At 58.4% G+C, this 22,844-nt stretch carries 24 protein-coding genes, 1 tRNA gene and 2 pseudogenes; 22 read left to right on the plus strand and 5 right to left on the minus strand.

The features are described from left to right. A partial coding sequence (gene map, locus R6W86_RS16405; RefSeq protein WP_410330428.1) for a type I methionyl aminopeptidase occupies nucleotides 1-745 on the minus strand: 745 nt, incomplete at its 3' end. 252 nt (nucleotides 746-997) lie between these two features. Between map and rpsB the strand changes: the two genes are divergently transcribed. The 17 genes from rpsB (at nucleotide 998) to R6W86_RS16490 (ending at nucleotide 17,126) form a co-directional block, all read left to right on the plus strand. Next, nucleotides 998-1,750 (plus strand): 30S ribosomal protein S2, encoded by a 753-nt coding sequence (gene rpsB / locus R6W86_RS16410; protein WP_410330429.1) that lies wholly within the window; start codon nucleotides 998-1,000, stop codon nucleotides 1,748-1,750. Nucleotides 1,751-1,843: 93 nt separating this feature from the next. Beyond that, nucleotides 1,844-2,713 carry a translation elongation factor Ts gene (gene tsf / locus R6W86_RS16415; protein ID WP_410330430.1) on the plus strand — a complete coding sequence of 290 codons (870 nt, stop codon included), beginning with the start codon at nucleotides 1,844-1,846 and terminating at the stop codon, nucleotides 2,711-2,713. Between the two features lie 178 nt (nucleotides 2,714-2,891). Next, nucleotides 2,892-3,620, plus strand: a complete 729-nt coding sequence (gene pyrH / locus R6W86_RS16420; RefSeq protein WP_410330431.1) for a UMP kinase — start codon at nucleotides 2,892-2,894, stop codon at nucleotides 3,618-3,620. A 65-nt stretch (nucleotides 3,621-3,685) separates the two neighbouring features. Further along, nucleotides 3,686-4,243 (plus strand): ribosome recycling factor, encoded by a 558-nt coding sequence (gene frr, locus R6W86_RS16425; protein WP_410330451.1) that lies wholly within the window; start codon nucleotides 3,686-3,688, stop codon nucleotides 4,241-4,243. 67 nt (nucleotides 4,244-4,310) lie between these two features. Next, a complete protein-coding gene (uppS, locus tag R6W86_RS16430; protein ID WP_410330432.1) occupies nucleotides 4,311-5,081 on the plus strand; it encodes a polyprenyl diphosphate synthase in 771 nt (256 codons plus the stop codon). 22 nt (nucleotides 5,082-5,103) lie between these two features. After that, nucleotides 5,104-5,943 carry a phosphatidate cytidylyltransferase gene (locus tag R6W86_RS16435; RefSeq protein WP_410330433.1) on the plus strand — a complete coding sequence of 280 codons (840 nt, stop codon included), beginning with the start codon at nucleotides 5,104-5,106 and terminating at the stop codon, nucleotides 5,941-5,943. A 2-nt stretch (nucleotides 5,944-5,945) separates the two neighbouring features. Beyond that, the gene (gene ispC, locus R6W86_RS16440; protein WP_410330434.1) at nucleotides 5,946-7,130 is read left to right on the plus strand and encodes a 1-deoxy-D-xylulose-5-phosphate reductoisomerase; all 1,185 of its coding nucleotides are present in this window, start codon (nucleotides 5,946-5,948) and stop codon (nucleotides 7,128-7,130) included. A gap of 49 nt (nucleotides 7,131-7,179) precedes the next feature. Beyond that, nucleotides 7,180-8,529, plus strand: coding sequence for an RIP metalloprotease RseP (gene rseP, locus R6W86_RS16445; RefSeq protein WP_410330435.1), 1,350 nt, complete (start codon nucleotides 7,180-7,182; stop codon nucleotides 8,527-8,529). Nucleotides 8,530-8,573: 44 nt separating this feature from the next. Then, nucleotides 8,574-10,892: an outer membrane protein assembly factor BamA gene (gene bamA / locus R6W86_RS16450; protein WP_410330436.1), complete on the plus strand. Its 2,319-nt coding sequence runs from the start codon at nucleotides 8,574-8,576 to the stop codon at nucleotides 10,890-10,892. A gap of 47 nt (nucleotides 10,893-10,939) precedes the next feature. Continuing rightward, nucleotides 10,940-11,437, plus strand: coding sequence for an OmpH family outer membrane protein (locus tag R6W86_RS16455; protein WP_410330437.1), 498 nt, complete (start codon nucleotides 10,940-10,942; stop codon nucleotides 11,435-11,437). 45 nt (nucleotides 11,438-11,482) lie between these two features. Next, a complete protein-coding gene (gene lpxD / locus R6W86_RS16460; protein ID WP_410330438.1) occupies nucleotides 11,483-12,508 on the plus strand; it encodes a UDP-3-O-(3-hydroxymyristoyl)glucosamine N-acyltransferase in 1,026 nt (341 codons plus the stop codon). An 11-nt stretch (nucleotides 12,509-12,519) separates the two neighbouring features. Continuing rightward, nucleotides 12,520-12,957, plus strand: coding sequence for a 3-hydroxyacyl-ACP dehydratase FabZ (gene fabZ, locus R6W86_RS16465; protein ID WP_410330439.1), 438 nt, complete (start codon nucleotides 12,520-12,522; stop codon nucleotides 12,955-12,957). Then, the gene (lpxA, locus tag R6W86_RS16470) at nucleotides 12,957-13,748 is read left to right on the plus strand and encodes an acyl-ACP--UDP-N-acetylglucosamine O-acyltransferase (RefSeq protein ID WP_410330440.1); all 792 of its coding nucleotides are present in this window, start codon (nucleotides 12,957-12,959) and stop codon (nucleotides 13,746-13,748) included. The genes fabZ and lpxA overlap by 1 nt, the downstream gene beginning before the upstream one ends. Nucleotides 13,749-13,765: 17 nt before the next feature. Continuing rightward, nucleotides 13,766-14,947: a lipid-A-disaccharide synthase gene (lpxB, locus tag R6W86_RS16475; RefSeq protein WP_410330441.1), complete on the plus strand. Its 1,182-nt coding sequence runs from the start codon at nucleotides 13,766-13,768 to the stop codon at nucleotides 14,945-14,947. After that, nucleotides 14,947-15,630: a ribonuclease HII gene (gene rnhB / locus R6W86_RS16480; protein WP_410330442.1), complete on the plus strand. Its 684-nt coding sequence runs from the start codon at nucleotides 14,947-14,949 to the stop codon at nucleotides 15,628-15,630. Before lpxB ends, rnhB begins: the two co-directional genes overlap by 1 nt. Nucleotides 15,631-15,836: 206 nt before the next feature. Then, nucleotides 15,837-15,913 (plus strand) — tRNA-Met (locus tag R6W86_RS16485). 310 nt (nucleotides 15,914-16,223) lie between these two features. Beyond that, nucleotides 16,224-17,126: a hypothetical protein gene (locus R6W86_RS16490; protein ID WP_410330443.1), complete on the plus strand. Its 903-nt coding sequence runs from the start codon at nucleotides 16,224-16,226 to the stop codon at nucleotides 17,124-17,126. A gap of 30 nt (nucleotides 17,127-17,156) precedes the next feature. On the opposite strand, the gene R6W86_RS16495 is transcribed toward R6W86_RS16490, so the two are convergent. Continuing rightward, nucleotides 17,157-17,942, minus strand: a complete 786-nt coding sequence (locus R6W86_RS16495; RefSeq protein ID WP_410330444.1) for a hypothetical protein — start codon at nucleotides 17,940-17,942, stop codon at nucleotides 17,157-17,159. A 165-nt stretch (nucleotides 17,943-18,107) separates the two neighbouring features. On the opposite strand from R6W86_RS16495, the gene R6W86_RS16500 reads away from it, so the two are divergent. Further along, nucleotides 18,108-19,109, plus strand: a complete 1,002-nt coding sequence (locus R6W86_RS16500) for a helix-turn-helix transcriptional regulator (RefSeq protein ID WP_410330445.1) — start codon at nucleotides 18,108-18,110, stop codon at nucleotides 19,107-19,109. Next, complete coding sequence (locus R6W86_RS16505; RefSeq protein WP_410330446.1) at nucleotides 19,106-19,360, plus strand: hypothetical protein; 255 nt, start codon at nucleotides 19,106-19,108, stop codon at nucleotides 19,358-19,360. The genes R6W86_RS16500 and R6W86_RS16505 overlap by 4 nt, the downstream gene beginning before the upstream one ends. 12 nt (nucleotides 19,361-19,372) lie before the next feature. Here the strand turns inward: R6W86_RS16505 and R6W86_RS16510 are convergent, their stop codons facing one another. From R6W86_RS16510 to R6W86_RS16520, 3 genes are read right to left on the minus strand one after another with little or no spacing between them, the layout of a single operon-like run. Further along, nucleotides 19,373-20,101 (minus strand): metallophosphoesterase, encoded by a 729-nt coding sequence (locus R6W86_RS16510; protein ID WP_410330447.1) that lies wholly within the window; start codon nucleotides 20,099-20,101, stop codon nucleotides 19,373-19,375. Between the two features lie 47 nt (nucleotides 20,102-20,148). Continuing rightward, the gene (locus R6W86_RS16515) at nucleotides 20,149-20,625 is read right to left on the minus strand and encodes a PcfJ domain-containing protein (RefSeq protein WP_410330448.1); all 477 of its coding nucleotides are present in this window, start codon (nucleotides 20,623-20,625) and stop codon (nucleotides 20,149-20,151) included. Between the two features lie 50 nt (nucleotides 20,626-20,675). After that, on the minus strand, nucleotides 20,676-20,978 hold the full coding sequence (locus tag R6W86_RS16520) for a hypothetical protein (protein ID WP_410330449.1): 303 nt from the start codon (nucleotides 20,976-20,978) through the stop codon (nucleotides 20,676-20,678). A gap of 101 nt (nucleotides 20,979-21,079) precedes the next feature. Between R6W86_RS16520 and R6W86_RS16525 the strand changes: the two genes are divergently transcribed. The 3 genes and pseudogenes from R6W86_RS16525 to R6W86_RS16535 form a co-directional block, all read left to right on the plus strand. Then, complete coding sequence (locus tag R6W86_RS16525; RefSeq protein ID WP_410330450.1) at nucleotides 21,080-22,012, plus strand: ADP-ribosylglycohydrolase family protein; 933 nt, start codon at nucleotides 21,080-21,082, stop codon at nucleotides 22,010-22,012. Nucleotides 22,013-22,033: 21 nt separating this feature from the next. Further along, nucleotides 22,034-22,228: pseudogene (locus R6W86_RS16530) on the plus strand (hypothetical protein); the annotation flags it as partial. 47 nt (nucleotides 22,229-22,275) lie between these two features. Further along, nucleotides 22,276-22,844: pseudogene (locus R6W86_RS16535) on the plus strand (NADH:flavin oxidoreductase); the annotation flags it as partial.

Genomic DNA, 22,844 nt, shown 5'->3' on the forward strand with positions numbered 1-22,844 from the left:
TCAGAATCTCGTGGCCATCGGCGGTCACGAGAATGGTGTGTTCCCACTGGGCAGAGAGCTTGTGATCCTTGGTGACCACAGTCCATCCGTCCGGCAGCAGCTTGGTCTGGTACTTGCCCTGGTTGATCATCGGCTCGATGGTGAACGTCATACCTTCTTTCAGTTCCAGGCCGGTACCCGGTTTGCCGTAATGCATCACCTGGGGCTCTTCGTGGAACACCTTGCCGATACCGTGGCCGCAATAATCCCGAACCACTGAATAGTGGTGCTTCTCGGCGTGGCGCTGGATCACGTGGCCGATATCCCCGAGGCGAGCCCCCGGCTTCACCAGCTCAATACCTTTATATAGGCATTCCTGGGTAATCCGGATCAGGCGCTCGGTGCCGGGCTTGGGTTTGCCCACGATCCACATCTTGCTGGTGTCGCCATGGTATTCATCCTTGATCACGGTGACATCGATATTGAGGATGTCGCCGTCCTTCAGGACTTTCTTCTCGGACGGAATGCCGTGACAGATTACATGGTTGACCGACGTGCAGATGGACTTCGGAAACCCCTTGTAATTGAGAGGTGCGGGAATGGCCTTCTGAACGTTCACGATATAGTCGTGACAAATGCGGTCGAGTTCCTCGGTGGAAACGCCGGGCTTGATATGCTCGTCGATCATTTCCAGAACGTCGGCCGCCAGACGGCCGGCTACGCGCATTTTCTTGACTTCTTCCGGGGTCTTTATCGATACCTGCATCGGGCTTCCTGTTGATTTGAATCAAATACGCATTTTAAGGGCGCGGGAAGCTGCGTACAAGGAAGCTTCCTGGCAAAATTAATGGCGTTGCCGGTGCGATTTATGGTATAAACGCGCCCGCCGGAAACGAATCCGGCAAATTCACACACGTGTCGGCACGTTGTCCCAGGGTGCCATCTTCTGTTTTATACGGGAGTTGGTTGGGTCAATCGGACGCGTGGAGGACTAACCCGAAGCTAAAAGGTAAATATCATGGCTCAGGTAAACATGCGTGACCTGCTCAAGGCAGGTGCTCACTTCGGTCACCAGACCCGTTACTGGAACCCGAAAATGTCCAAGTACATTTTCGGTGCCCGCAACAAGATTCATATCATCAACCTCGAGCAGACTGTTCCTGCCATGGAAGAAGCGCTGAAGGTCATTCAGCAGCTGGCAGAGAACAAGAACAAGATCCTGTTCGTCGGTACCAAGCGTTCCGCTGCCAAGATCATCAAGGAAGAGGCACAGCGTGCCGGTCAGCCTTACGTAAACCACCGCTGGTTGGGTGGTATGCTGACCAACTACAAGACCATTCGTCAGTCCATCCGTCGCTACCGTGATCTGGAAGCCCAGAGCCAGGACGGTACTTTCGACAAGCTGACCAAGAAAGAAGCCCTGGATCGTACCCGTGAGATGGACCGCCTGGAGCGTTCCATCGGTGGTATCAAGGACATGGGCGGCCTGCCGGACGCCATGTTCGTGATCGACGTGGACCACGAGCGTATCGCCATCAAGGAAGCCAACAAGCTGGGCATCCCTGTTATCGGTGTGGTTGATACCAACAGCGATCCGGACGGCGTTGATTACGTGATCCCGGGTAACGATGACGCCATCCGCGCCATCCAGATCTACGTGAAGGCTGTTGCCGACACCTGCCTTGAAGCAGCCCAGTCTGCCGGCGCAGGCGCTGACGAGTTCGTGGAAGTCAGCGAAGACGCGCAAGGCGCCGCACCGGCCGCCGAGTGACGCGTAAGTTTCACGTTTGAGATGTAAGGTATGCCCGCCTGTTTATCCGGGCATACCTCCCCACCGAATTCGGACTATTTAAGAGGATTGAACATGGCTGCAATTACCGCTGCAATGGTCAAAGAGCTGCGCGAGCGCACCGGTCTTGGCATGATGGAGTGCAAGAAGGCACTGGTTGAGGCGGACGGCAGTGTTGAAGCTGCAATCGAAGAGCTGCGCAAGTCTTCCGGCCTGAAGGCCGCCAAGAAGGCTGGCCGTACCGCTGCCGAAGGTGTTTCCCTGATCAAGATCTCCGACGACAACACCGTTGCCTACATCCTGGAAGTGAACTCCGAGACCGACTTCGTTGCTCGTGACGACAACTTCATGGCGTTTGCCAACGACGTTCTGGACGTTGCCTTCGAGAAAGGCGAGACCGACGTTGCCAAGCTGATGGAAGGCGATCTGGAAGCCAAGCGTGAGGCGCTGGTTCAGAAGATCGGCGAGAACATCACTGTTCGTCGCATCGTGAAGGTGGAAGGCCCGGTTGTTGGCGGCTACGTTCACAGCAACAACAAGATCGCTTCCGTTGTGGCTCTGACTGCCGGTGATCCGGAAGTTGCCCGTGACATCGCCATGCACGCTGCCGCTGTTAACCCGCGTGTTGGTAAGCCGGAAGAAATGCCGGAAGAAGAGCTTGAAAAAGAGAAGGAAATCATCAAGGCCCAGCCGGATATGGAAGGCAAGCCTGCTGAAATCGTCGAGAAGATGATGGGCGGCCGCATCAAGAAGTTCCTCAAGGAAAACAGCCTGGTTGAGCAGCCGTTCGTCAAGAACCCGGACCAGACTGTGGGCGAGCTGATCAAGTCTGCCGGCGCCGAGCTGGTTGGCTTTGTTCGCCTGGAAGTAGGTGAGGGCATCGAGAAGGAAGAAGTCGACTTTGCTGCCGAGGTTGCTGCTGCAGCCGGTACTGGCAAGGCCTGATCCTTCCTGACGGTGCCGGGGCTGGCCTCCGGCACCAACCTGAGTCTGCCACGTTAGCTGGGGATGCCCGGCTCTCGTGGCGGGCTTGTATCTGAGATACCCCTTTTTATGAGGAGTATGTCAGATACAAGCCTGAAACCGTTTACGCGGATAGCCATCAGACGAAAAGGGGATCACCATGCCGACATCTTCGAAAAACCAGCCCAGATACAAGCGTGTTCTGCTCAAACTCAGTGGCGAAGCCCTGATGGGAGATCACGATTTCGGTATTGATCCCAAAGTTCTTGATCGCATGGCTCTGGAAATCGGTGCCCTCATCGGCATCGGCGTCCAGGTTGGCCTGGTGATCGGCGGCGGTAACCTGTTCCGCGGTGCAGCCCTGAACGCTGCCGGCCTGGACCGGGTCACCGGCGACCACATGGGTATGCTCGCCACCGTGATGAACGGCCTGGCCATGCGGGACGCCCTGGAGCGTTCCAACATCCGCACCCGCGTCATGTCGGCCATCCCCATGAGTGGTATCGTGGAGCATTATGACCGCCGGCGTGCGGTGCGTGATCTTAAAGAAGGCGATGTGGTGATCTTCAGCGCCGGTACCGGCAACCCGTTCTTTACCACCGATTCTGCTGCCTGCCTGCGGGGAATCGAGATTGAGGCGGATGCGGTCCTGAAGGCAACCAAGGTGGATGGTGTTTACTCGGCGGACCCGAACCTGGATCCGACCGCCGTAAAATACGATCACCTCACCTATGATGAGGTGCTGGACAAGAAGCTGGGCGTGATGGACCTGACCGCTATCTGCCTCGCGCGGGATCACGGTATGCCACTGCGGGTGTTCAACATGAACCGTCCGGGTGTACTGACACGCATCGTGACCGGCGAAAAAGAAGGTACACTGATCGAATAAAACAGCAGGCCGCCCGTTATCAGGGGCGGCCGTACGGAATGAATCGACGAATCGAGGATGCTGAAGTGATTAACGACATCAAAGCAGAAGCCGAGAAGAAAATGAAAAAGAGCCTCGAGGCTCTGCACTCGGCGTTCAACAAGATCCGGACTGGCCGCGCCCACCCGGCAATCCTGGACAGCGTGATGGTTAACTACTATGGCCAGGAAACGCCGCTCAAGCAGGTGGCCAGCGTCAATGTGGAAGACAGCCGCACCCTGACGGTCTCCCCCTGGGAGAAGAACCTGGTGCCGACCATTGAGAAGGCGATCATGACCTCCGACCTGGGCCTGAATCCGGCCACCAGCGGCGAGGTGATCCGTGTGCCGATGCCCATGCTCACCGAGGAAACCCGTCGGGAGATGGTCAAGCAGGCCAAGGCGGATGCAGAGCACGGTCGGGTCTCCATCCGTAATGCCCGTCGCGACGCCAACAACATGATCAAGGAACTGCTGAAGGAAAAAGAAATCACCGAAGACGATGAGCGCCGTGGTGAGGACGAGATCCAGAAGCTGACGGACAAGTACATCGCCGAAGTCGAGATAATGCTCAAGAGCAAAGAAGAGGACCTGATGGCGGTCTGATCTGTCCAGGTTCTCAAAAGCAGCAAAGACGGTCCGGAGAAGTTCCCCGGACCGCGCAGGGGATTTCATGACGGGAAATATAACCGCGGAAATTCCGGTGTCGGCAGACAGCCGGCCCCGGCATGTGGCCATTATCATGGACGGTAATAACCGGTGGGCGAGAACCCACCGGCTGACAGGAGTGGCGGGCCACAAGGCCGGCGTAGATGCAGTCAAGGCCGTGGTTGAGACCTGCGCCCGCGAGGGTGTCGAGGTGCTCACGTTGTTCGCCTTCTCCAGCGAGAACTGGCGCCGGCCGAAAGACGAGGTCTCCGCGTTGATGCGGCTGTTCCTCATTGCCCTGGAACGGGAAGTCAGAAAACTGCACCGGAACAACATCCGGCTGCGGATCATCGGCGATCGCTCCGCCTTCAGCCCGGTGCTCCGGGAGCACATGGACAAGGCCGAGGAACTGACCCGCGACAACACGCAGATGACCCTGGTCATTGCCGCCAATTATGGCGGGCACTGGGATATCTCCCAGGCGACCCGACAGGTGGCCGAGAAGGTCCGTGCCGGTGAACTGGAACCGTCGGACATTACCGACGACCTGATCCAGCAGCACCTGTGCATTGGGGACCTGCCCATGCCGGACCTTTTGATCCGTACCGCTGGTGAGCAGCGGATAAGCAATTTTCTGCTCTGGCACCTTGCCTATACCGAATTCTACTTCTCCCCGGTTTTTTGGCCCGACTTCAAGCATGAAGAAATGGGGAAGGCATTAGAAGCCTATGCCGGACGGCAGCGCCGATTTGGTCAGACCGACGACCAGATCGCGGCCAAGGCCGCACAACAATAATGATGCATAAGCGATTCCAACCGTGCTCAAGACCCGAATTATTACAGCCCTGATCCTGGCTCCCATCGCCATTGGCGGTATTTTCTTCCTTCCCCCCCTGGGATTCGCACTGTTCACCGGCGCGGTGATCACCCTCGGCGCCTGGGAATGGGCTAATATGTCCGGCATCGAAGGGCAGGGTGGTCGCGTGGCCTATGCCGCGGGTACCGCCGTGCTTCTCTATGCCCTGCTGAACGTACCGGCGGTGCTCGTGCTCTGGCTGGCGCTGTTCTGGTGGTTTATCTGCTTCCTGCTGGTTCGCAGTTACCCCGGCGGATCGGCGCATTGGGGCAGTGTCCCGGTGCGGGCCCTGATGGGCCTGTTCGTGCTGGTGCCGGCCTGGGTAGGTCTGAACCACCTGCGCACCGGCGGCTTCCAGTTTGGTGAGGTGGCCAACAATCTGTGGGTCATTCTTTATGTGTTTTGTGTGGTCTGGGTGGCGGACATCGGTGCCTATTTTGCGGGTCGGGCCTTTGGTAAAGCCAAGCTCGCCCCCCGGGTCAGCCCGGGCAAGTCCTGGGCGGGTGTCTGGGGAGGTCTGGCGGCTGTCGGTATCTTCGCCGTGATTGTCAGCAGCCTGGCGTCAGCCAGCCTCATGGAAACCGGGCTTCTGGTCGTTGCCAGCCTGTTCACCGGCCTGGTTTCCGTACTCGGCGACCTGCTTGAAAGCATGCTCAAGCGCTTCCGTGGCATCAAGGACAGTAGCCAGCTGCTCCCGGGTCATGGTGGCATCATGGACCGGATCGATAGCCTGACCGCCGCCATTCCCGTTTTCGCACTGATCATCACCCAGCTTGGCTGGCTGACCACCGGACAGTGGTAACCATGGCACAACGCAGCGTCACCCTTCTCGGAGCCACTGGCTCCATCGGACTGAGCACCCTGGATGTCATCCGGCGCCACCCTGAGCGGTTCTCCGTGTATGCGCTGACAGCCAGCACCCGGGCCGAAGAGTTGGCGGTTCTGTGCCGCGAGTTCCGACCATCGGTGGCGGTTATGGTCAGTACCCAGGCAGCGGAAACGCTGAAAGAATTGCTTGCTGACCTGCCGGAAGTTCGCGTGATGGCCGGTGAGGAAGGGCTGTGTGAAGTGGCCGCCGCATCCAAAGCGGACACTGTGATGGCGGCCATCGTCGGTGCAGCCGGCCTGCCACCGACCCTTGCCGCAGTCCGTGCCGGCAAGCGGGTGCTGCTGGCCAACAAGGAAGCCTTGGTGATGTCCGGCCAGCTGTTCATGGACGCGGTGGCCGAATCCGGTGCAGAACTGCTGCCTATCGATTCCGAGCACAACGCCATCTTCCAGTGCATGCCGGCGAATAAGGTCCGAGACCCCCACGGTGCCGGCATCACCCGGATCCTGCTGACGGCTTCGGGCGGGCCGTTCCGCACCCATACCGTGGAGCAGTTGCGCTGTGTATCCCCGGCCGAGGCCTGCGCCCACCCGAACTGGTCTATGGGCCAGAAGATCTCGGTGGACTCGGCAACCCTGATGAACAAGGGCCTGGAGCTGATCGAGGCCTGCTGGCTGTTCAACACCACGCCTGCGAACATCGAGGTGCACGTGCACCCTGAGAGCATTATTCATTCCATGGTGGAGTACGCGGACGGCTCGGTGCTTGCCCAGCTTGGCAGCCCGGACATGCGCACCCCCATCGCCAACGGATTGGCCTGGCCGGAGCGGATTGATGCCGGTGTCGCGCCCCTGGATCTGTTCGCCATCGGCCGTTTTCATTTTGAACGGCCGGATCTGGTCCGTTTCCCGTGCCTGCGTCTGGCCGCGGAAGCCTTTGTGGCCGGCGGCACCGCCCCGGCCGCGCTGAATGCCGCCAACGAGATCGCCGTGGCGGCCTTTCTGGCAGGAACACTGTGTTTTGCCGATATCCCCGTTATTATAGAACGGACACTGGCGGCCACCGAGGTGGTGCCGGCAGACAGCTTTGAGACCATCTTTGCCAAGGACGCCGAGGCCCGTCGGCACGCCAGGGAACAGATCGGCCTGCTGACTGTCTGAAATCGTCGGCGGTTTTGCTGCCTGGCCTCAGTCATTAACCGGGAACGCTATGCAGATCATTGAAACCATTCTGGCCCTGGCGCTGACCCTGGGCATTCTTGTCACCCTGCACGAATACGGCCACTTCTGGGTTGCCAGACGCTGTGGGGTGAAGGTTTTGCGATTCTCGGTGGGCTTCGGCAAGCCCCTGTTCTCCTGGTATGACCGCCACGGCACCGAGTTTGCCGTTGCCGCCATTCCCCTGGGCGGTTACGTCAAGATGCTCGACCAGCGCGAAGGCCCGGTTCCCGAGGAGCTGAAGGACCAGGAGTTCATGTCCAAGTCCCCGGCGCAGAGGATCGCCATTGCTTCCGCCGGGCCCATTGCCAACTTCCTCTTTGCCACTTTCGCGTACTGGGTGATCAGTGTGGTGGGTGTGACCGCTGTCGCGCCCATTGTCGGAGAGGTAGCCCAGGGCAGCGTTGCCGAAAGGGCGGGCCTGCAGGAAGGTATGGAAATCCACGCGGTAGACGGCCACCAGGTGACCTCCTGGCGTGGTATCAGCATGCGCCTGCTCGAACGGACGGGTGAACAGGGCGAGGTAACGCTCGACGTTTCAGATGACGGCGCCCGGGGAACCGTCAGTGGTGAACTGGGTGGATGGTCGCTTAGCGACGATGCCCCGGATCCCATCGGTGAATTCGGTATTACTCCCTGGCGCCCGGAGATCCCCGCCGTGCTGGGCGAGATTGCCGAAGGCGGCCGCGGGGACGTTGCTGGCCTTCAGACCGGAGACAAGGTGCTGACCGTGGATGGCGAGCCGGTACCGGATTGGCAGACTCTCGTGGAGCGCGTGCGTAACGCGCCCGGGCAAACGCTGCAAGTCACTGTGCTCCGGGAGGGTGCCGAGCGGACGTTTGAGGTGACCCCGGGCGAGCGTACCCTCGAGAGCGGTGAAGTCATCGGCTTTGTCGGCGTGGGCGTGCAGTCGGTGTCCTGGCCGGACGAGGCGCTCCGGGAGATCAGCTATGGCCCCCTGGCGGCGATACCCCAGGCCATCGGCGAAACCTGGTCCGACACCCGGCTGACCCTGGTCGCCATCAAGAAGATGGTGACCGGTTTACTGTCTCCCTCCAATCTCAGTGGGCCCATCACCATTGCCCGGGTCGCAGAGGCGAGTGTGAGCTCCGGTTTCGAGGATTTTGTCCGGTTTCTGGCCTACCTGAGTGTCAGTCTCGGTGTACTGAACCTGCTGCCGATTCCGGTTCTGGATGGCGGTCATATTGTCTTTTACACCATCGAGGCTATCCGCCGGAAGCCGGTTTCCGAGCATGCCCAGGCCATCGGATTACGGATTGGTATGGCAATGATCCTGACTTTAATGGTGTTTGCTCTTTACAACGACCTGATGCGGTTGTGAGAATTGCGGGCTCCTTACGCGCATTAACCAGGCGAAATATTTGAATGAGACGTTCTCTTCTAGGTGTAGCCGTTGGCCTCGCTGTTGCCTCTATGGGCATGAAGCCAGCGCTGGCGGATGAATTTACGGTAGCGGATATCGAAGTCGAAGGCCTCCAGCGGGTCTCGGCGGGTACCGTTTTTGCAGCCTTTCCGGTGAACATTGGTGAACAGGTGGATGAGGCGGAGCTTGCCAGCGCCATCAAATCGTTGTTCGGCACCGGACTGTTTACTGATATCGAGGCCAGCCGTGATGCCGGTGTCCTCATTATCACCGTACGTGAGCGTCCCTCCATCAGCTCTATCAAGATCGAGGGCAACAAGAACATCGAAACCGAAATGCTGATGGATGCCCTGGCCGGCGCCGGCCTGAAGGAAGGCCAGGTATTTCGCCGCGCCACCCTGGAACGGCTGGAACTTGAGATTCTGCGCTCCTACATCGCCCAGGGCCGCTACAACGCCCGGGTGAAAGCGACCGCCGAGGAACTGCCCCGCAACCGGGTTGCCATCAGTCTGGATATCAACGAAGGCACTGTTGCGGCCATCCACCACATCAACATTGTGGGTAACATCGATTTCAGCGAAGAAGAACTGCTGGGCCTGTTCGAGCTGGAAACCACCAGTTGGTGGAATTCCATTACCAACTCTGACAAATACGCCCGCGAGCGTCTCAGCGGGGATCTGGAAAGCCTGCGCTCCTTCTATCTGGATCGTGGCTATCTTGATTTCACCGTCGAATCCAGCCAGGTGTCGATCTCACCGGACAAGCAGAAAGTCTTTATCACCATCGCCATCAATGAAGGTCCCCAGTACACCATCTCCGAGATCAACCTGAGAGGGGATCTGATCGTCGGCGAAGAGGAGCTGCGCAAGCTGATCCCGGTCAAGGAGGGCGATGTCTTCTCACGAGCACGTATGACGGCTATTTCCGAGGCGTTGTCCTTCCGGTTAGGAAAGGAAGGCTATGCCTTCGCCAACGTCAATGCCGTGCCTGAGCCGGCAGAAGACAATACCGCGTCTGTCATTTTTTACGTGGAGCCGGGCAAGCGTGCTTATGTGCGACGCATCAACTTTAATGGTAACGTGTCCACGCGCGACGACGTCATGCGCCAGGAAATGACCCAGATGGAAGGGGGCGTTGCCTCCTCCGATCGGATCGAGTTCTCCAAGACCAAACTCGAACGCCTGGGCTTCTTCAAAACCGTGGACGTTGAAACGGTTCCAGTCCCTGGAACCGACGATCTGGTTGATGTGAATTACTCCGTGGAAGAACAGCCGACAGGGAGCCTTTCTGCCTCTGTCGGCTTTTCCCAGGATGATGGCGTGATTCTTGGTACCAATGTCTCTGAAAACAACTTCTTTGGTACCGGTAAGCGAGTATCTTTCGGCGTAAACGTCAGCGATTCCGTAAAAAGTGCAAACATATCCTACCTCGACCCCTATTACACCGTGGATGGCGTGAGCCGTGGCTTCAGCGTGTTCGCCCGGCAGACCGACTACGAGGAAGAGGATATCGACTCCTACCTGCTGGACGAGTATGGTGGCCGGATGACCTTTGGCTACCCGGTCGACCAGATTACCCGCCTGAACTTTGGCTTGGGCTACACCCGTTCCAACATCGAGGAAGGACTGTACACCTCCCAGGAAGTCCAGGACTTCATCGTTGAGGAAGGAGATTCCTTCGACAACTACTTCCTGTTCGGCAGCTGGCGCCGGAGTACCCTGAACCGGGGCGTGCTGCCGACCGATGGTTACAGCCACTCGCTTTCTCTGGATGTGGCGGTGCCGGGCAGTGACCTGACCTTCTTTAAGGCCACCCATAAGACCGACTTCTATGTCCCGATCAGCGACAATAACCGCTGGGTTTTCCGCGCCCGTTCCGAGATCGGGTATGGTGACGGTTACGGTGACGATACCCAGATGCCGTTTTACGAGCATTTCTACTCCGGTGGTTACGGCTCGGTACGAGGCTACGAGGCGAATTCTCTCGGCCTGCGGGCGACCAACAGCGAATATGACCTCTCGGATCCTGATCCGTTCGGCGGTAACCTGCTCACGGAGGGTGGTCTGGAGCTGATCACACCGACTCCGTTCGCGGGCGACAACCGCTCCATGCGCACCTCGGTATTCCTGGACGCCGGCCAGGTGTTCGATACCGAGCGTGGTTTCGATCCGGAACTGAGTGAAGTGCGCCTGGCAGCGGGTGTCGGCTTCCAGTGGATCACGGCGGTCGGGCCGTTGGCCTTTAGCCTTGCTCAGCCGCTGAATGACAAGAAGGGGGACGACACCCAGGTGTTCCAGTTCTCCCTCGGCCAGACCTTCTGATGGTCACAGATAACGACAGTAAAAGGATGAAACACAGGAGAAGCACCATGTCCCGTATGATTACCCTGTTTGCAGCGGTCCTGATGGCTTTCAGCCTGCCAGTGTTCGCCGAGACCCGCATTGGCGTAGTTGATCTTCGCCAGGCGCTGTTTTCCTCTGACGAGGCCAAGGCCTTCAGTGAAACCCTGCAGAAGGACTTCGCCGGGGAGGAAGCCAAGGTCAGGGAAGCTCAGGAAGCCGCACGCAAGCTGCAGGAGCGCCTGCAAAAAGACGGCGCCATGATGAATGAGACCGAGCGCAACGAGCTGGCCGGCCAGTTCCAGCAGAAGGTCCAGGAATTCAACATGCTCAAGCAGCGCCTCGACTCCACCGTGTCCCAGCGCAAGCAACAGTTTCTCGAGAACGCCCGCCCGGAAGTGGACGCGGCAGTCAAGGAGCTGCTGGAAGAGAACAATCTGGACCTGATCCTGCCTAGCGAGGCAGTGGTCTATGTGAAGCCGGAAATGAACCTCACGTCCAAGCTGCTGGAAAAGCTGAACCGTTAACCGACAGGGGGCGCCTCGGCCCCGAAAGATGCTCTGGAGTATGTCATGACAGAAAAGTCCTACCGGCTTGGTGATATCGCCAAGGCATTGGGGGCAGAGCTGAAGGGAGACCCCGAGGTGCGGATCACCGGGCTGGCGACCCTGTCGGCCGCCGACCCCGGTCAGATCAGTTTTCTCGCCAACCCGGCCTATGGCAAGTACCTGGCGGACACCCGCGCCTCCGCGGTGATCCTCTCACCTGCCGCCGCCCAGGATGCTCCAACCAATCTACTGCTGCTGGACAACCCCTATCTGGGCTATGCTCGCCTCAGTCACTGGTTTGATCCCGCGCCGGTACCGGCACCTGGCGTGCACGCCAGCGCGGTAGTTGAGTCTTCTGCCCGAATCGCCGATAGCGCCAGCATCGGCCCTAACGCAGTGATCGAGGCGGAGGCCGAGATTGGCGAGAACGTGGTCATTGGCGCAGGGAGCATCATCGGTGCCCGCTGCCGGATCGGACGCGACACCGTGATCAGACCCAGGGCAACCCTGGCCCATGATGTCGTGGTCGGGCAGCGTTGCCATATTCTCAGTGGTGCGGTGATCGGCTCGGATGGCTTTGGTTTTGCCAATGAAAAGGGAGCCTGGCACCGCATTGCCCAGCTCGGCAGTGTTGTACTCGGGGACGACGTGGAGGTGGGCGCCAACACCACCATCGACCGCGGTGCCTTGGACAACACCGTCATCGGCGATGGCGTCAAACTTGATAACCTCATCCAGATCGCCCACAACGTCCATATCGGTGAACACAGTGCCATGGCGGCCATGGTCGGGATTGCAGGCAGCACCCGGATTGGCCGTCATTGTGTCTTCGGTGGCGCCTCTGGCGTGGCGGGTCATCTGGAAATCGCCGACCAGGTGCACCTCACCGGTATGACCCTGGTCACCGGCCATATCCGCGAACCGGGGGTCTATTCCTCGGGCACCAGCGCCGATACCAACCGGCAATGGCGCAAAAACGCCGTGCGCTTCCGCCAGCTCGATGTGCTTGCACGGCGGGTCAAAGAACTGGAAAAGAAATTAGAGGGCTGAGGCCGACCAACATGATGAAAATCAACGAAATTCTTGAATACCTGCCACATCGGTACCCGTTCTTGCTGGTGGACCGGGTAACCGAGATTGAGAAGGGAGTCTCAATCAAGGGGTACAAGAACATTTCCTTCAATGAGTCTTTCTTTCAGGGCCATTTCCCCGACAACCCGATCATGCCCGGCGTGCTCATCATTGAAGCTATGGCACAATTGTCAGGCATTCTCGGTTTTGTGACCGTGGGCCGGAAACCCTCTGACGGCGTGGTACAATACCTCGCCGGGTCCAGCAAGGCCCGGTTCAAGCGCCCTGTGCTGCCTGGAGACCGCCTCGATATGGAAGCGAAATTCCTCTCCGGCAAGCGCGGCATCTATAAATTCGAATGCCGAGCGCTGGTCGACGGGGAAGTCGTCTGCACGGCAGAAATCTTGACCGCTGAGAGAGAAGTTTGATGGCGACAAATGACTGGTCGGGTGTCCATCCTCAAGCGATTGTAGACCCATCAGCCAAGCTGGCGGACAACGTGACCGTTGGCCCATGGAGTTACATCGGCCCTGGCGTGGAAATCGGTGAAGGCACCGAGATCCTGTCCCATGTGGTAATCAAGGGGCCGACTGTTATCGGCCGCAATAACCGGATTTTCCAGTTCTCCAGTGTCGGGGAAGCGTGCCAGGACAAGAAGTACGCCGGTGAGCCCACCACCCTGGTGATCGGAGACAACAACGTCATCCGGGAGAACTGCACCATTCACCGGGGTACTGTCCAGGACCGGGGCGAGACCCGCATCGGCAGCGGCAACCTCTTGATGGCCTATGTGCACGTGGCCCACGACTGCATCCTGGGTGACAACACCATCCTGGCGAACTGTGCGACCCTGGCCGGCCACGTCTCGGTGGGTGATTTTGCCATTCTTGGCGGCGGTACCATGGTGCACCAGTTTTGCAACATCGGGCCCCACAGCATGGCCGCAGGTGGCAGTATCGTGCTCAAGGACATCCCGGCCTACGTGATGGCCAGCGGTCAGTCCGCAGAGCCCCATGGTCTGAACGCGGAAGGTCTCAAGCGCCGGGGCTTCAGCAAAGAGGCGTTGCTCACGCTGCGCCGAGCCTACAAGGCTATTTACCGCCAAGGCCTGACCACCGAACAGGCACTTGAGGAGCTGGAGAACAACTACGGGGATGTGCCGGAAGTTCGTCCGCTCATTGAATCCCTGCGCGGAGCACACCGCGGCATCATTCGCTGACCAGCCGGAGCCTTCCGGTGACGGAATCCACCACACCCACCATTGTCAGCGAGCGCAAGCTCACCATCGGCATGATCGCCGGCGAGGCATCGGGGGACATCCTCGGTGCCGGCCTGATCCGTGCCCTGAAACGCCGCTATCCGAAAGCCCGTTTCGTCGGTGTCGGTGGTGAAGAGATGATCGCCGAGGGCTTCCATTCCCTGGTGCCCATGGAACGGCTTTCGGTCATGGGACTGGTGGAAGTGCTGGGCCGGATACGGGAACTGTTCAGCATCCGCGCCCGTCTGATGGACTACTTCTTCACCAACCGCCCGGATGTGGTTATCGGCATCGATTCCCCGGATTTCACCCTGGCCATCGAACGGCGATGCCGCGAGGCGGGTATTCCGTCGGTGCATTACGTCAGCCCCTCGGTCTGGGCCTGGCGCCAGAAGCGCATCTTCAAGATCGCCAAATCCGTCGACCTGATGCTCACCCTGTTCCCCTTCGAAGCCCGCTTCTACGAAGAGCACAATGTGCCCGTGGCCTTTGTCGGCCACCCCTTGGCGGATCGCATTCCCGTGGAACCGGACACCGGCAAAGCCCGGGAGCAACTCGGGCTCGATCAGAACGCCCCGTTGCTGGCGGTACTGCCGGGCAGCCGGGCAGGGGAGGTGGAACGCCTGGGTAACCTGTTCCTGGAAGCCGCCCGCTGGCTGCAGGAACGCCGCCCGGATATCCAGTTGGTGATCCCCTGCGTGAACCGGGAACGTGAGAAACAGGTCCAGGCCCTGGTGGAATCCCTCGACGTAAAATTGCCGGTCACCATCGTGCGCGGCCAGTCCCGGGAAGTGATGGCCGCCTCCGATGTGGTCCTGCTGGCCTCCGGCACCGCCACCCTCGAAGCCATGTTGCTCAAGAAACCCATGGTGGTGGGCTACCGCCTGAGCAACATGAGCTACGCGCTCCTCTCCCGTTTGGTGAAGGTGCCCCATGTGGCCCTGCCCAACCTCCTGGCCAGGGAAGCACTGGTGCCCGAGCTGCTCCAGGACGACGCCACAGCGGAATCTCTGGGCGCGGCGGTACTTGAACGGATGGAGAACCTCGAAGAGCGGGAGCGGCTAAGGGAAGCATTTACCGAGTTACACCTGACCCTGCGCCAGAACGCGGATGAAAAAGCCGCTGAGGCCGTCTCCGGGCTGCTGGAGGAGAACACCTGATGGCAACAAAGGTAGTGCTACCTCCGTTCGAATGCCGATACCAGGGCCGGTTACTGGCCGGTGTCGATGAAGTCGGCCGTGGTCCCCTGATCGGAGCAGTGGTCACCGCCGCCGTTATCCTTGATCCGGACAAACCCATCGCCGGCCTGGCGGACTCGAAAAAACTCACCGAGAAAAAACGCCTCGCCCTGTACGACGAGATCATCGAGAAAGCCGCCGCCTGGAGTCTTGGCCGCTGCGAGGCAAGCGAGATCGACCAGCTCAACATCTACCAGGCCACCATGCTCGCCATGGAACGCGCCGTCGCCGGCCTGACCACCCTGCCGGAATACGTGCTGGTAGACGGCAACCGCTGCCCCAAATGGCATTGGCCCTCTGAGCCCGTGATCAAGGGCGATAGCCGAGTCGCCGAAATCAGCGCCGCCTCCATTCTTGCCAAAGTTACCCGTGACCGGGAAATGAAAGCGCTCGAAGACCGTTACCCGGGCTACGAACTGGGCAAGCACAAAGGCTATCCGACACCTGTCCATCTCGAAGCGCTGCGGCGTCTCGGAGCGACTCCGGAACACCGTCGTTCCTTCCGACCAGTACAGGAAGTGATCGATACGGTTGGCTTCTTCAACTCCCCAGGTGAAGCGTCCGTCGAGGAACTCCACTTCCCCACGGACTTGTTTGAAAATTAACAATTGACAGGCTGGCTCCCGGTCCTTAATATACGCGCCACGTTGATCGGGGGTTCCCCGGTAAACAACCAGTTTTGATGCGGGATGGAGCAGTCTGGTAGCTCGTCGGGCTCCCAATCCCGCAAGAGCCGAAGGGAGTCTCGACCTTCGGCTTATGAGCCCGACCCATCGGCGGACTCAGCAGTAAATCGAGATTGAAAGTTTGATGCGGGGTGGAGCAGTCTGGTAGCTCGTCGGGCTCATAACCCGAAGGTCGTTGGTTCGAATCCAGCCCCCGCTACCATTATTGAATCAAAGCCCGCGTTTGCGGGCTTTGTTGCTTTTACCAATATAGAAAAGGCCAGGTTTTGCTGGCCTTTTTGCTTTTCAGAATCCCATTCTTCTCCGCCACTCCCTCACTGCCTGGTTTCCCGTACTTACGATAGCCACACATATTTCTTGTTTCATTTTGTATATAGCTAAATGGGATCAAAATAAATATTCTCTGAATATTATATAACTGGCACGGTGCGGCTTGGGTCCACTTCAGATTCGGGAGCACATTTATTGTAATAACGGGAACTCTTCTAATCAGGATATTAAGAGAGAGAATAATGGAATCAAATAACAATCGTTACATGGGACGAACATGGATTCGGGGTTTAGCGCTTTGCACCGTTCTGGGGCTGACGGCCTGTGGCGGTGGCGGAGGAGGTGGAGGGTCCAGCTCCAGCACGACCACATTTAATGAAAGTGCTGCGACGATTGCCAGTGAGGCAGATGCCAAGACGGCGGCCGAGGCGACCACACAAGCAGCAACTCAGGCAGTGATTGAGGACGAGACAGCAAACTTTGCCCCAGTTGCTGCCCAGATTGATTCGTTTAACCCAAATGAAGTCACCAGGGAGCTGTCTCTGGAGATTCTTGAGGTTGCCAATTTGCCTACAGGCGCCACCTATGTCTACGACGGTGGGTGCGGCGGGTCGGCATCGGTTACAACGGACAACCAGACCCGATACAAGATTGTCTATGACAATTACTGTATGCCCGTGGACGACGTTTCCAACTATGTCCTTAACGGCGTGTATGACGTCACTTATAACTGGAGTGGGGATCAAATTACCGGTTTTTCCGCAGACTTTGATTACACCGGCACCTACGCGGGTGAAACCTATCGAAGCAAAGGTAACGTGAGTTGCACCGGCGAGCTTCTCGATAACTGCACCTACTCCAGCACATTCAATGGCACCAATGGACAGGCCTATCGCATATCAGACGTCTCGGTTACTGGTGACCAGCACTCTGGCTACAACATTTCCGCACGAGTGTACGACGGTGATCGTGGCTACGTAGAATTCCAGGGAAGTGGCCTGATCCCCTGCAGCGGCGGTGGCTTCAGTAGCGGAACCATTATCTTCTCCGATTCTGACGGTGAGGTGGTAACGGTCACATACAGCACTTGCGGAGAGTATACGGTTACTTACAAAGGATCATCTGTCCTGGTAACCCAGAACTGATCTCACGCCTGAACCCGGGGCTGGGATCGCCTAGAACCTGATCGCCAGCCTCAGTCCTTGCCGGACAGTTTCGCTGTCCGGCTCGGATACCCCAAACACAGTTCCGTTTCGCTGGACGAACACGGTGTTGCTTTCTCCGTGATCCCATCGCTCATAAAACCACCCGAGCGATAGATGGGGTGCCAACGTGGGTGACCAGTCGAATTCCATACGCACCCCGGTACCCTCGCCAAGTTCCAATTCTGGTCTGCCCAGGCCAATGGGTTCCAGACCCACCTCAACAGTACCCTCTACTGTCCCGAATACCTCACCCAGCGCGCAGACTTCGCCATAACCAAAACCGCCACACCACCGTGCACCGGCGCCTGCCTCCCACCACCGATAGAATTCATCCAGGCCCAGGGTTGAGGCAGTCGGGTGAATGGCTCGATCCCATCGCTGGTAACCGGCGACCAGATAGGGCGTGAGCGTGGAGTGTCGCAATGCAAATGGAACCCCGGCCCGGAGCCGGTAATCGATCAGGCGTTGAGTAGTGGTAGTTTCGAGAGAGCGACCGCCTTGGGTAAAGCCTTCGTAATCCACATCGCCTTTGGCATAACTGGTACCCGCTTCGAGCCAGGCAAAGCCAAGTTGTGTTTGGGCGCGCAGAAAAACACCGGGCAAATCGCCATCCTCACGGTTCAACTTTACATTCTGGGGAGAAGTTTCCTCATACTCGAAGTATTGCCAGTGGGTACCGATCTGAACATCGCCGAAACACGGCATGCTGCAGAGGGCCAAAGTGGAAATGCTGCACAGGGTTTTTGAAAGGTTCATGATGTGTGGGTCAGTGAAAAATGCGACTGCCTTGCCAGAGATTCGGGTCGGGAGTTAATCAGAGGCTCCTTAAACAAGGGTATAAGTTAGCAGAGGTGAAAATCTTTTGCTTACTAATAATAGTGTTGTAGCGTTTTTCACCAAAGTTCACTAATGGAGCCAAGCATGTCCAACACCGCCATCCGCTACCTCACCATGCTCCGAATGGTGCCACGTCATCCCCGGGCGATCACCACCACGGAATTGGCCCAACGGCTGGAGGATTACGGCTATCCGGTAACCATGCGCTCCATCCAGCGGGACCTGGAGAAACTCAGCGTCGATTTCCCCTTGATGGTGGATGAATCCGCTAGACCGTTCCGGTGGTCCTTTGAACGGGATGCCACCATCGACATCATCCCGGCCCTGGACCTGCCCGCGGCGCTTACCTTTGAACTGGCCCAGGCCTATTTGAAGCCGATGCTGCCACCGAGAGCTTTGGCGCATCTAAAACCCCATTTTGACGAAGCCCACCGGACCCTTCTCCGCGAGCGCAACCCGCTGGGCAAATGGCCGGATCGGATCCGAGTCATCAATCGAGGCCTCGGTGGCAAGCGCCCGGAAATCGATGCCGATGTTTTGGAAACCGTCACTGAAGCCCTGCTGCGGGAATACCAGTGCAATCTCACCTACCAGGCCCGCAACTGGCCCGCACCCGAGGAGATCCGCGTACACCCCTTCGGCCTGATTTTCCGGGACCCGAACGTCTACCTCATCGGCACCATCGACGGCCGCGAAGGCATCCGCCAACTGGTATTGCACCGGGCAACCGACGGTGAACTGGTGGAGGAGCCGCTCGAACGGCCGGAAGATTTCGATCTGGACTTGTACATCTCCTCCGGCGCCATGGGCATCCTGCACTCCCGCAAACCAGTATTCCTGCACCTGCGCTGCGACAAGCCGGTGCTCAATCACCTCATTGAATCGCCACTGGGTTTTGACCAGGTGACGACAGACATTGATGAGAATACTTTCGAGATCACCGTGACCGTTGGTGATACCCAGGACCTGCGCTGGTGGCTGACGGCCCAGGCGGTGCATTGCGATATTCTGGAGCCGGAGTGGTTGAGAGAGGAAATTGAAGAGACGTTGAGAAGTGGACTCAAAAGAACGGAGGGGGACAAATGAATGAGAACCTCACACCAGAACAAATTTCCGAAGCCCTGTTCCACACCGATCCCATGCACACCTGCTGCAAGGATAACGACTGTTTCGACGAATACGACGCTATTGCAGATGGTGTGCAGGCCAGGCTGGTAGAGGGCCTCTCTCTGGAGGCCGCACTCAGATCGGAGTTGGCCGAATGGTTCGATGAGGATATGGCCGAGGATGCCAATCTTGAAGTCGTGATCGCAAGACTTGAGAACAGCCAGGTCTGATAGGCGGGTTGCTTACCGGGTCGGACTGAACAGGGAAGGGCACGTGTCGATACATCCGAGGCGATCAGGATCAATCTCCACTAACGTCGGCCGGCCATTGGAATAACCGCCCCCGGTATCCAGATAGATTCGGTTGCCGACACGCGCCGGTGCGGCAATCGGCGTGTGCCCGAAGATAACGTAATCTATCCCTCGGACGGGAGCTGGTTCGCGCCCGGCAAGAGCGCCGAGCAGGGCGGTGCGGCTCCAAATCGCTACCCCTTTTTGTTCCTTGGTGAGCGGCTGACTCCAGGTCGCCCAGTCATCGCCCGGCACCTCGGCGTGGACGACGCCGATGGTTTTTCCTTTAACCGGTAGCTCTATGGCGAGTGGAACAATATCCGCCAGTTCGGTGATCAGAGTGCGTAGCTCGTCCAGGTCACGTTCCAGCGCCCATTCTCCTCCATTCTGCATCCAGAGCCGGAATTCGTCGGAGCCCGGTCGTTCTCGAAGGCCCCTGAGCATCAGGGATTCGTGATTGCCCCAAACGGTGAAGAACCAAGGTTCCTCAGTAAGTCGCAGACACTGAAATGAAGACTGTCCTCGATCGATCAGGTCGCCTACTGCGATCAAACGGTCCGCGTGACGATCAAAATGGTGGCTCTCAAGCTCAACACAAAGCTCTTCATAGCTACCGTGCAGATCGCCTACGACAAAATCCCGACCTTTGACATTTTCAGGGAGCCTTTCGAGGATGGGCATACAGGCCTCCGGATTCCGGGCATGGGGGTTAGGCTCAAGAGTTAAGTTTATGCGCTATCAGAAGCTTTCAGCCAACGATGAATCAGCTCGAGCGAATGTGATGCCGGATTGGCATTGCAATAACCCCGAACCTCACCAAGGATCCAGTTATCGCCCTTGTTCTCCAGGGCAATCGTCAGGCGTTCGGGCTCGTGCATCCGGTAAATGAAAACTTCCCGCTCAGCAACCATTACATCGTAGGCACCCACACAATGGTGCATGGTGCGTCCCTCATCGAGCAGGTTTCTCCAGCTTTTTAAGGCCTGGATCCTGTTGCTCTCGGGCACTGGTGGTGCAGGGTAGGGGCCATGCTCCTCTTCCAGGGCTTGCGCCTTGGCCTGACGGACCGCCTCGGAATCCTCACCGTTCTGTTCGTTGAATCGCTTCACCAGCCTGTCATGCAGTCGTTGCAGGTCACGCCGGGAGCTTACCTGCCTTACAATTTCGGGATTGCCGCCAGAGAGGCGCTCAACATCCCGGATCAAGCGGCACGCCCAGCTGATACTCTGCGAGTCACTGCCTGCGCCCACAAGGTTCAAGGCGCCGGGCCAGAGATCTCCAGCGGTGCTGGTGCGCTGTGCGAGTGTAGGTGAATGACAGCACCGGGATGGCTCCCCGGCAGTTTTACCTGCCTTAGGGCGGTCAGGTTGCCAAGCACAAGGTGAGGCGGCTTTCCGCTGGCCAGGTTCTTGATGGTGATGGTTTCCAACCGCGGGGCTTCGAGAATGTCGAGTGCATATAAAGAAGGCTCGTCGATGACGAGTTCGACTCCGGTAAATCCTTGTATGCATCCACCTCCCGCGCTGTCGGCTGTCAGGTTGTAGTTTCGGTTTGTCATGGCAGTTCCTCCGTTTGACGGGAAGCATGATGCAACCTGCATGCGACAGATTGTGACGCACCAGTTCCCTAAGCTGGTTACGTCAGATGAGGAGACTGTTTATGAGAGACCGGATTGAATTCGCAAAAGGTGCACTGCTGGGCCTGGCCTGTGGCGACGCGTTGGGAGCGCCGATTGAGTTCCGACGCAGGGATTCCTTTCCCTTGCACACGGAAATGACCGGCGGCGGGGCTTTCGGTGTGCTGGCGGGCGAGTGGACTGATGATACGGCGATGGCACTATGCCTTGCCGAGAGCCTGGTGGAATGTCGGGGCTTTGACTCAAGCGATCAGCTCGCGCGATACCTGAGTTGGCTGGATGAAGGGTATATGGCCTGCCAGGCGGTGTGCATCGACATCGGCCGGACCACCATGAACGCGCTGCGCCGATTCGAGTACACCGAGGCAAGCTACGCAGGAACGGATAACCCGTTCGAAAGCGGCAATGGCGGCATCATGCGCCTGGCGCCATCGGTTTTGTCAGCCACACATCGAAACATGGCGCTGGAACAAGCCATCAATAGCAGCCGGACTACTCATGCCAGCGCTGATTGTCTCGATGCGGCCGAGTTGCTGGGTGCTATCTTGTGGGAGTTAGGTCAGGGTAATGACCTGCGGGTTGTGTTGGAGAAGCTTCCAGAAACTGACGAACGCAGCACCGCTATTGGTCGCATCCAGCAGGGATTCTTTCGGAGCCTGAACCGGGACGAAGTTTCTTCCAGCGGCTATGTGATCGATACTCTGGAAGCCGCCCTGTGGGCCTGCTATCGGGCTGGATCGTTTGAAGAGGCTATTGTGACCGCTGTTAACCTTGGTGAAGATGCGGATACCGTCGGGGCGGTCACCGGCCAGATTGCCGGAGCGGCCTGGGGAGTATCAGCTATTCCGGAGCGTTGGCTATCCCGACTGGCCTGGCGGGAGAAGATAGAGGTGCTGGCTGCAGAGGTGTGCAAGTTGGCGGAGCTGGATGCAGTAGAGTGCAGGAGCGTGGTATGACCCATCGAAAGGGCGAGGGTGGCCGCGCAGACGGCTTTAGGCAAGCAGGATACGCCGACGGTATTGGGCATTGCTCTAAACCGGATCTATACCCTTCGCAATCAGCTGATCCATGGAGGCGCCACCTGGAACAGTTCTGTGAACCGGGATCAACTAAGGGATTGTGTCGCGCTCATGGAGAAGCTGGTGCAGGCCATTGCATGCCTTCTACTCTAGGATCATGATTCGAAAGCCAATGAATCAACAAGAACCAGGACGACCCCATGCCCCAATCCTCCCTGGCCCAACCCCTGAAACTCCCCTGCGGCGCTGTCTTACCCAACCGAATCGCCAAGGCCGCTATGACCGAAGGCCTGTCCGACGACCACCTACACGCCACCATCCGGCACGAAACGCTCTATCGCCGCTGGTCCGATGGCGGAGCAGGGCTGCTGATCACCGGCAACGTGATGATTGATCACCGGGTGCTGGAGCGGCCGGGTAATGTGGCCATCGATCCTGCACCGGCGGAGGGTGAGCCGGAGGGTATGGCGCAATTGCGTGCCTGGGCCGAAGCCGGCACCCGCAATGGCAACCATTTGTGGATGCAGATTTCCCATGCTGGCCGCCAGTCGCCGCGCTATGTCACTTCGCGGCCAATGGGACCCTCGGCGGTCCAATTGTCCCTGATGGGTAACTATGCCCGTCCGCGGGCGCTGACGGAGCCGGAAATCCTCGACTTCATCCAGCGTTTTGCCAACGTCGCCCGGATTGCCAAAGACGCGGGCTTCACCGGTGTTCAGGTGCATGGGGCCCATGGTTATCTGTTGTCGTCGTTTCTCTCTCCGGTGAC

The organism is Marinobacter sp. (assembly GCF_046484525.1).
In the GTDB taxonomy this organism is placed as follows: Bacteria; Pseudomonadota; Gammaproteobacteria; order Pseudomonadales; family Oleiphilaceae; genus Marinobacter.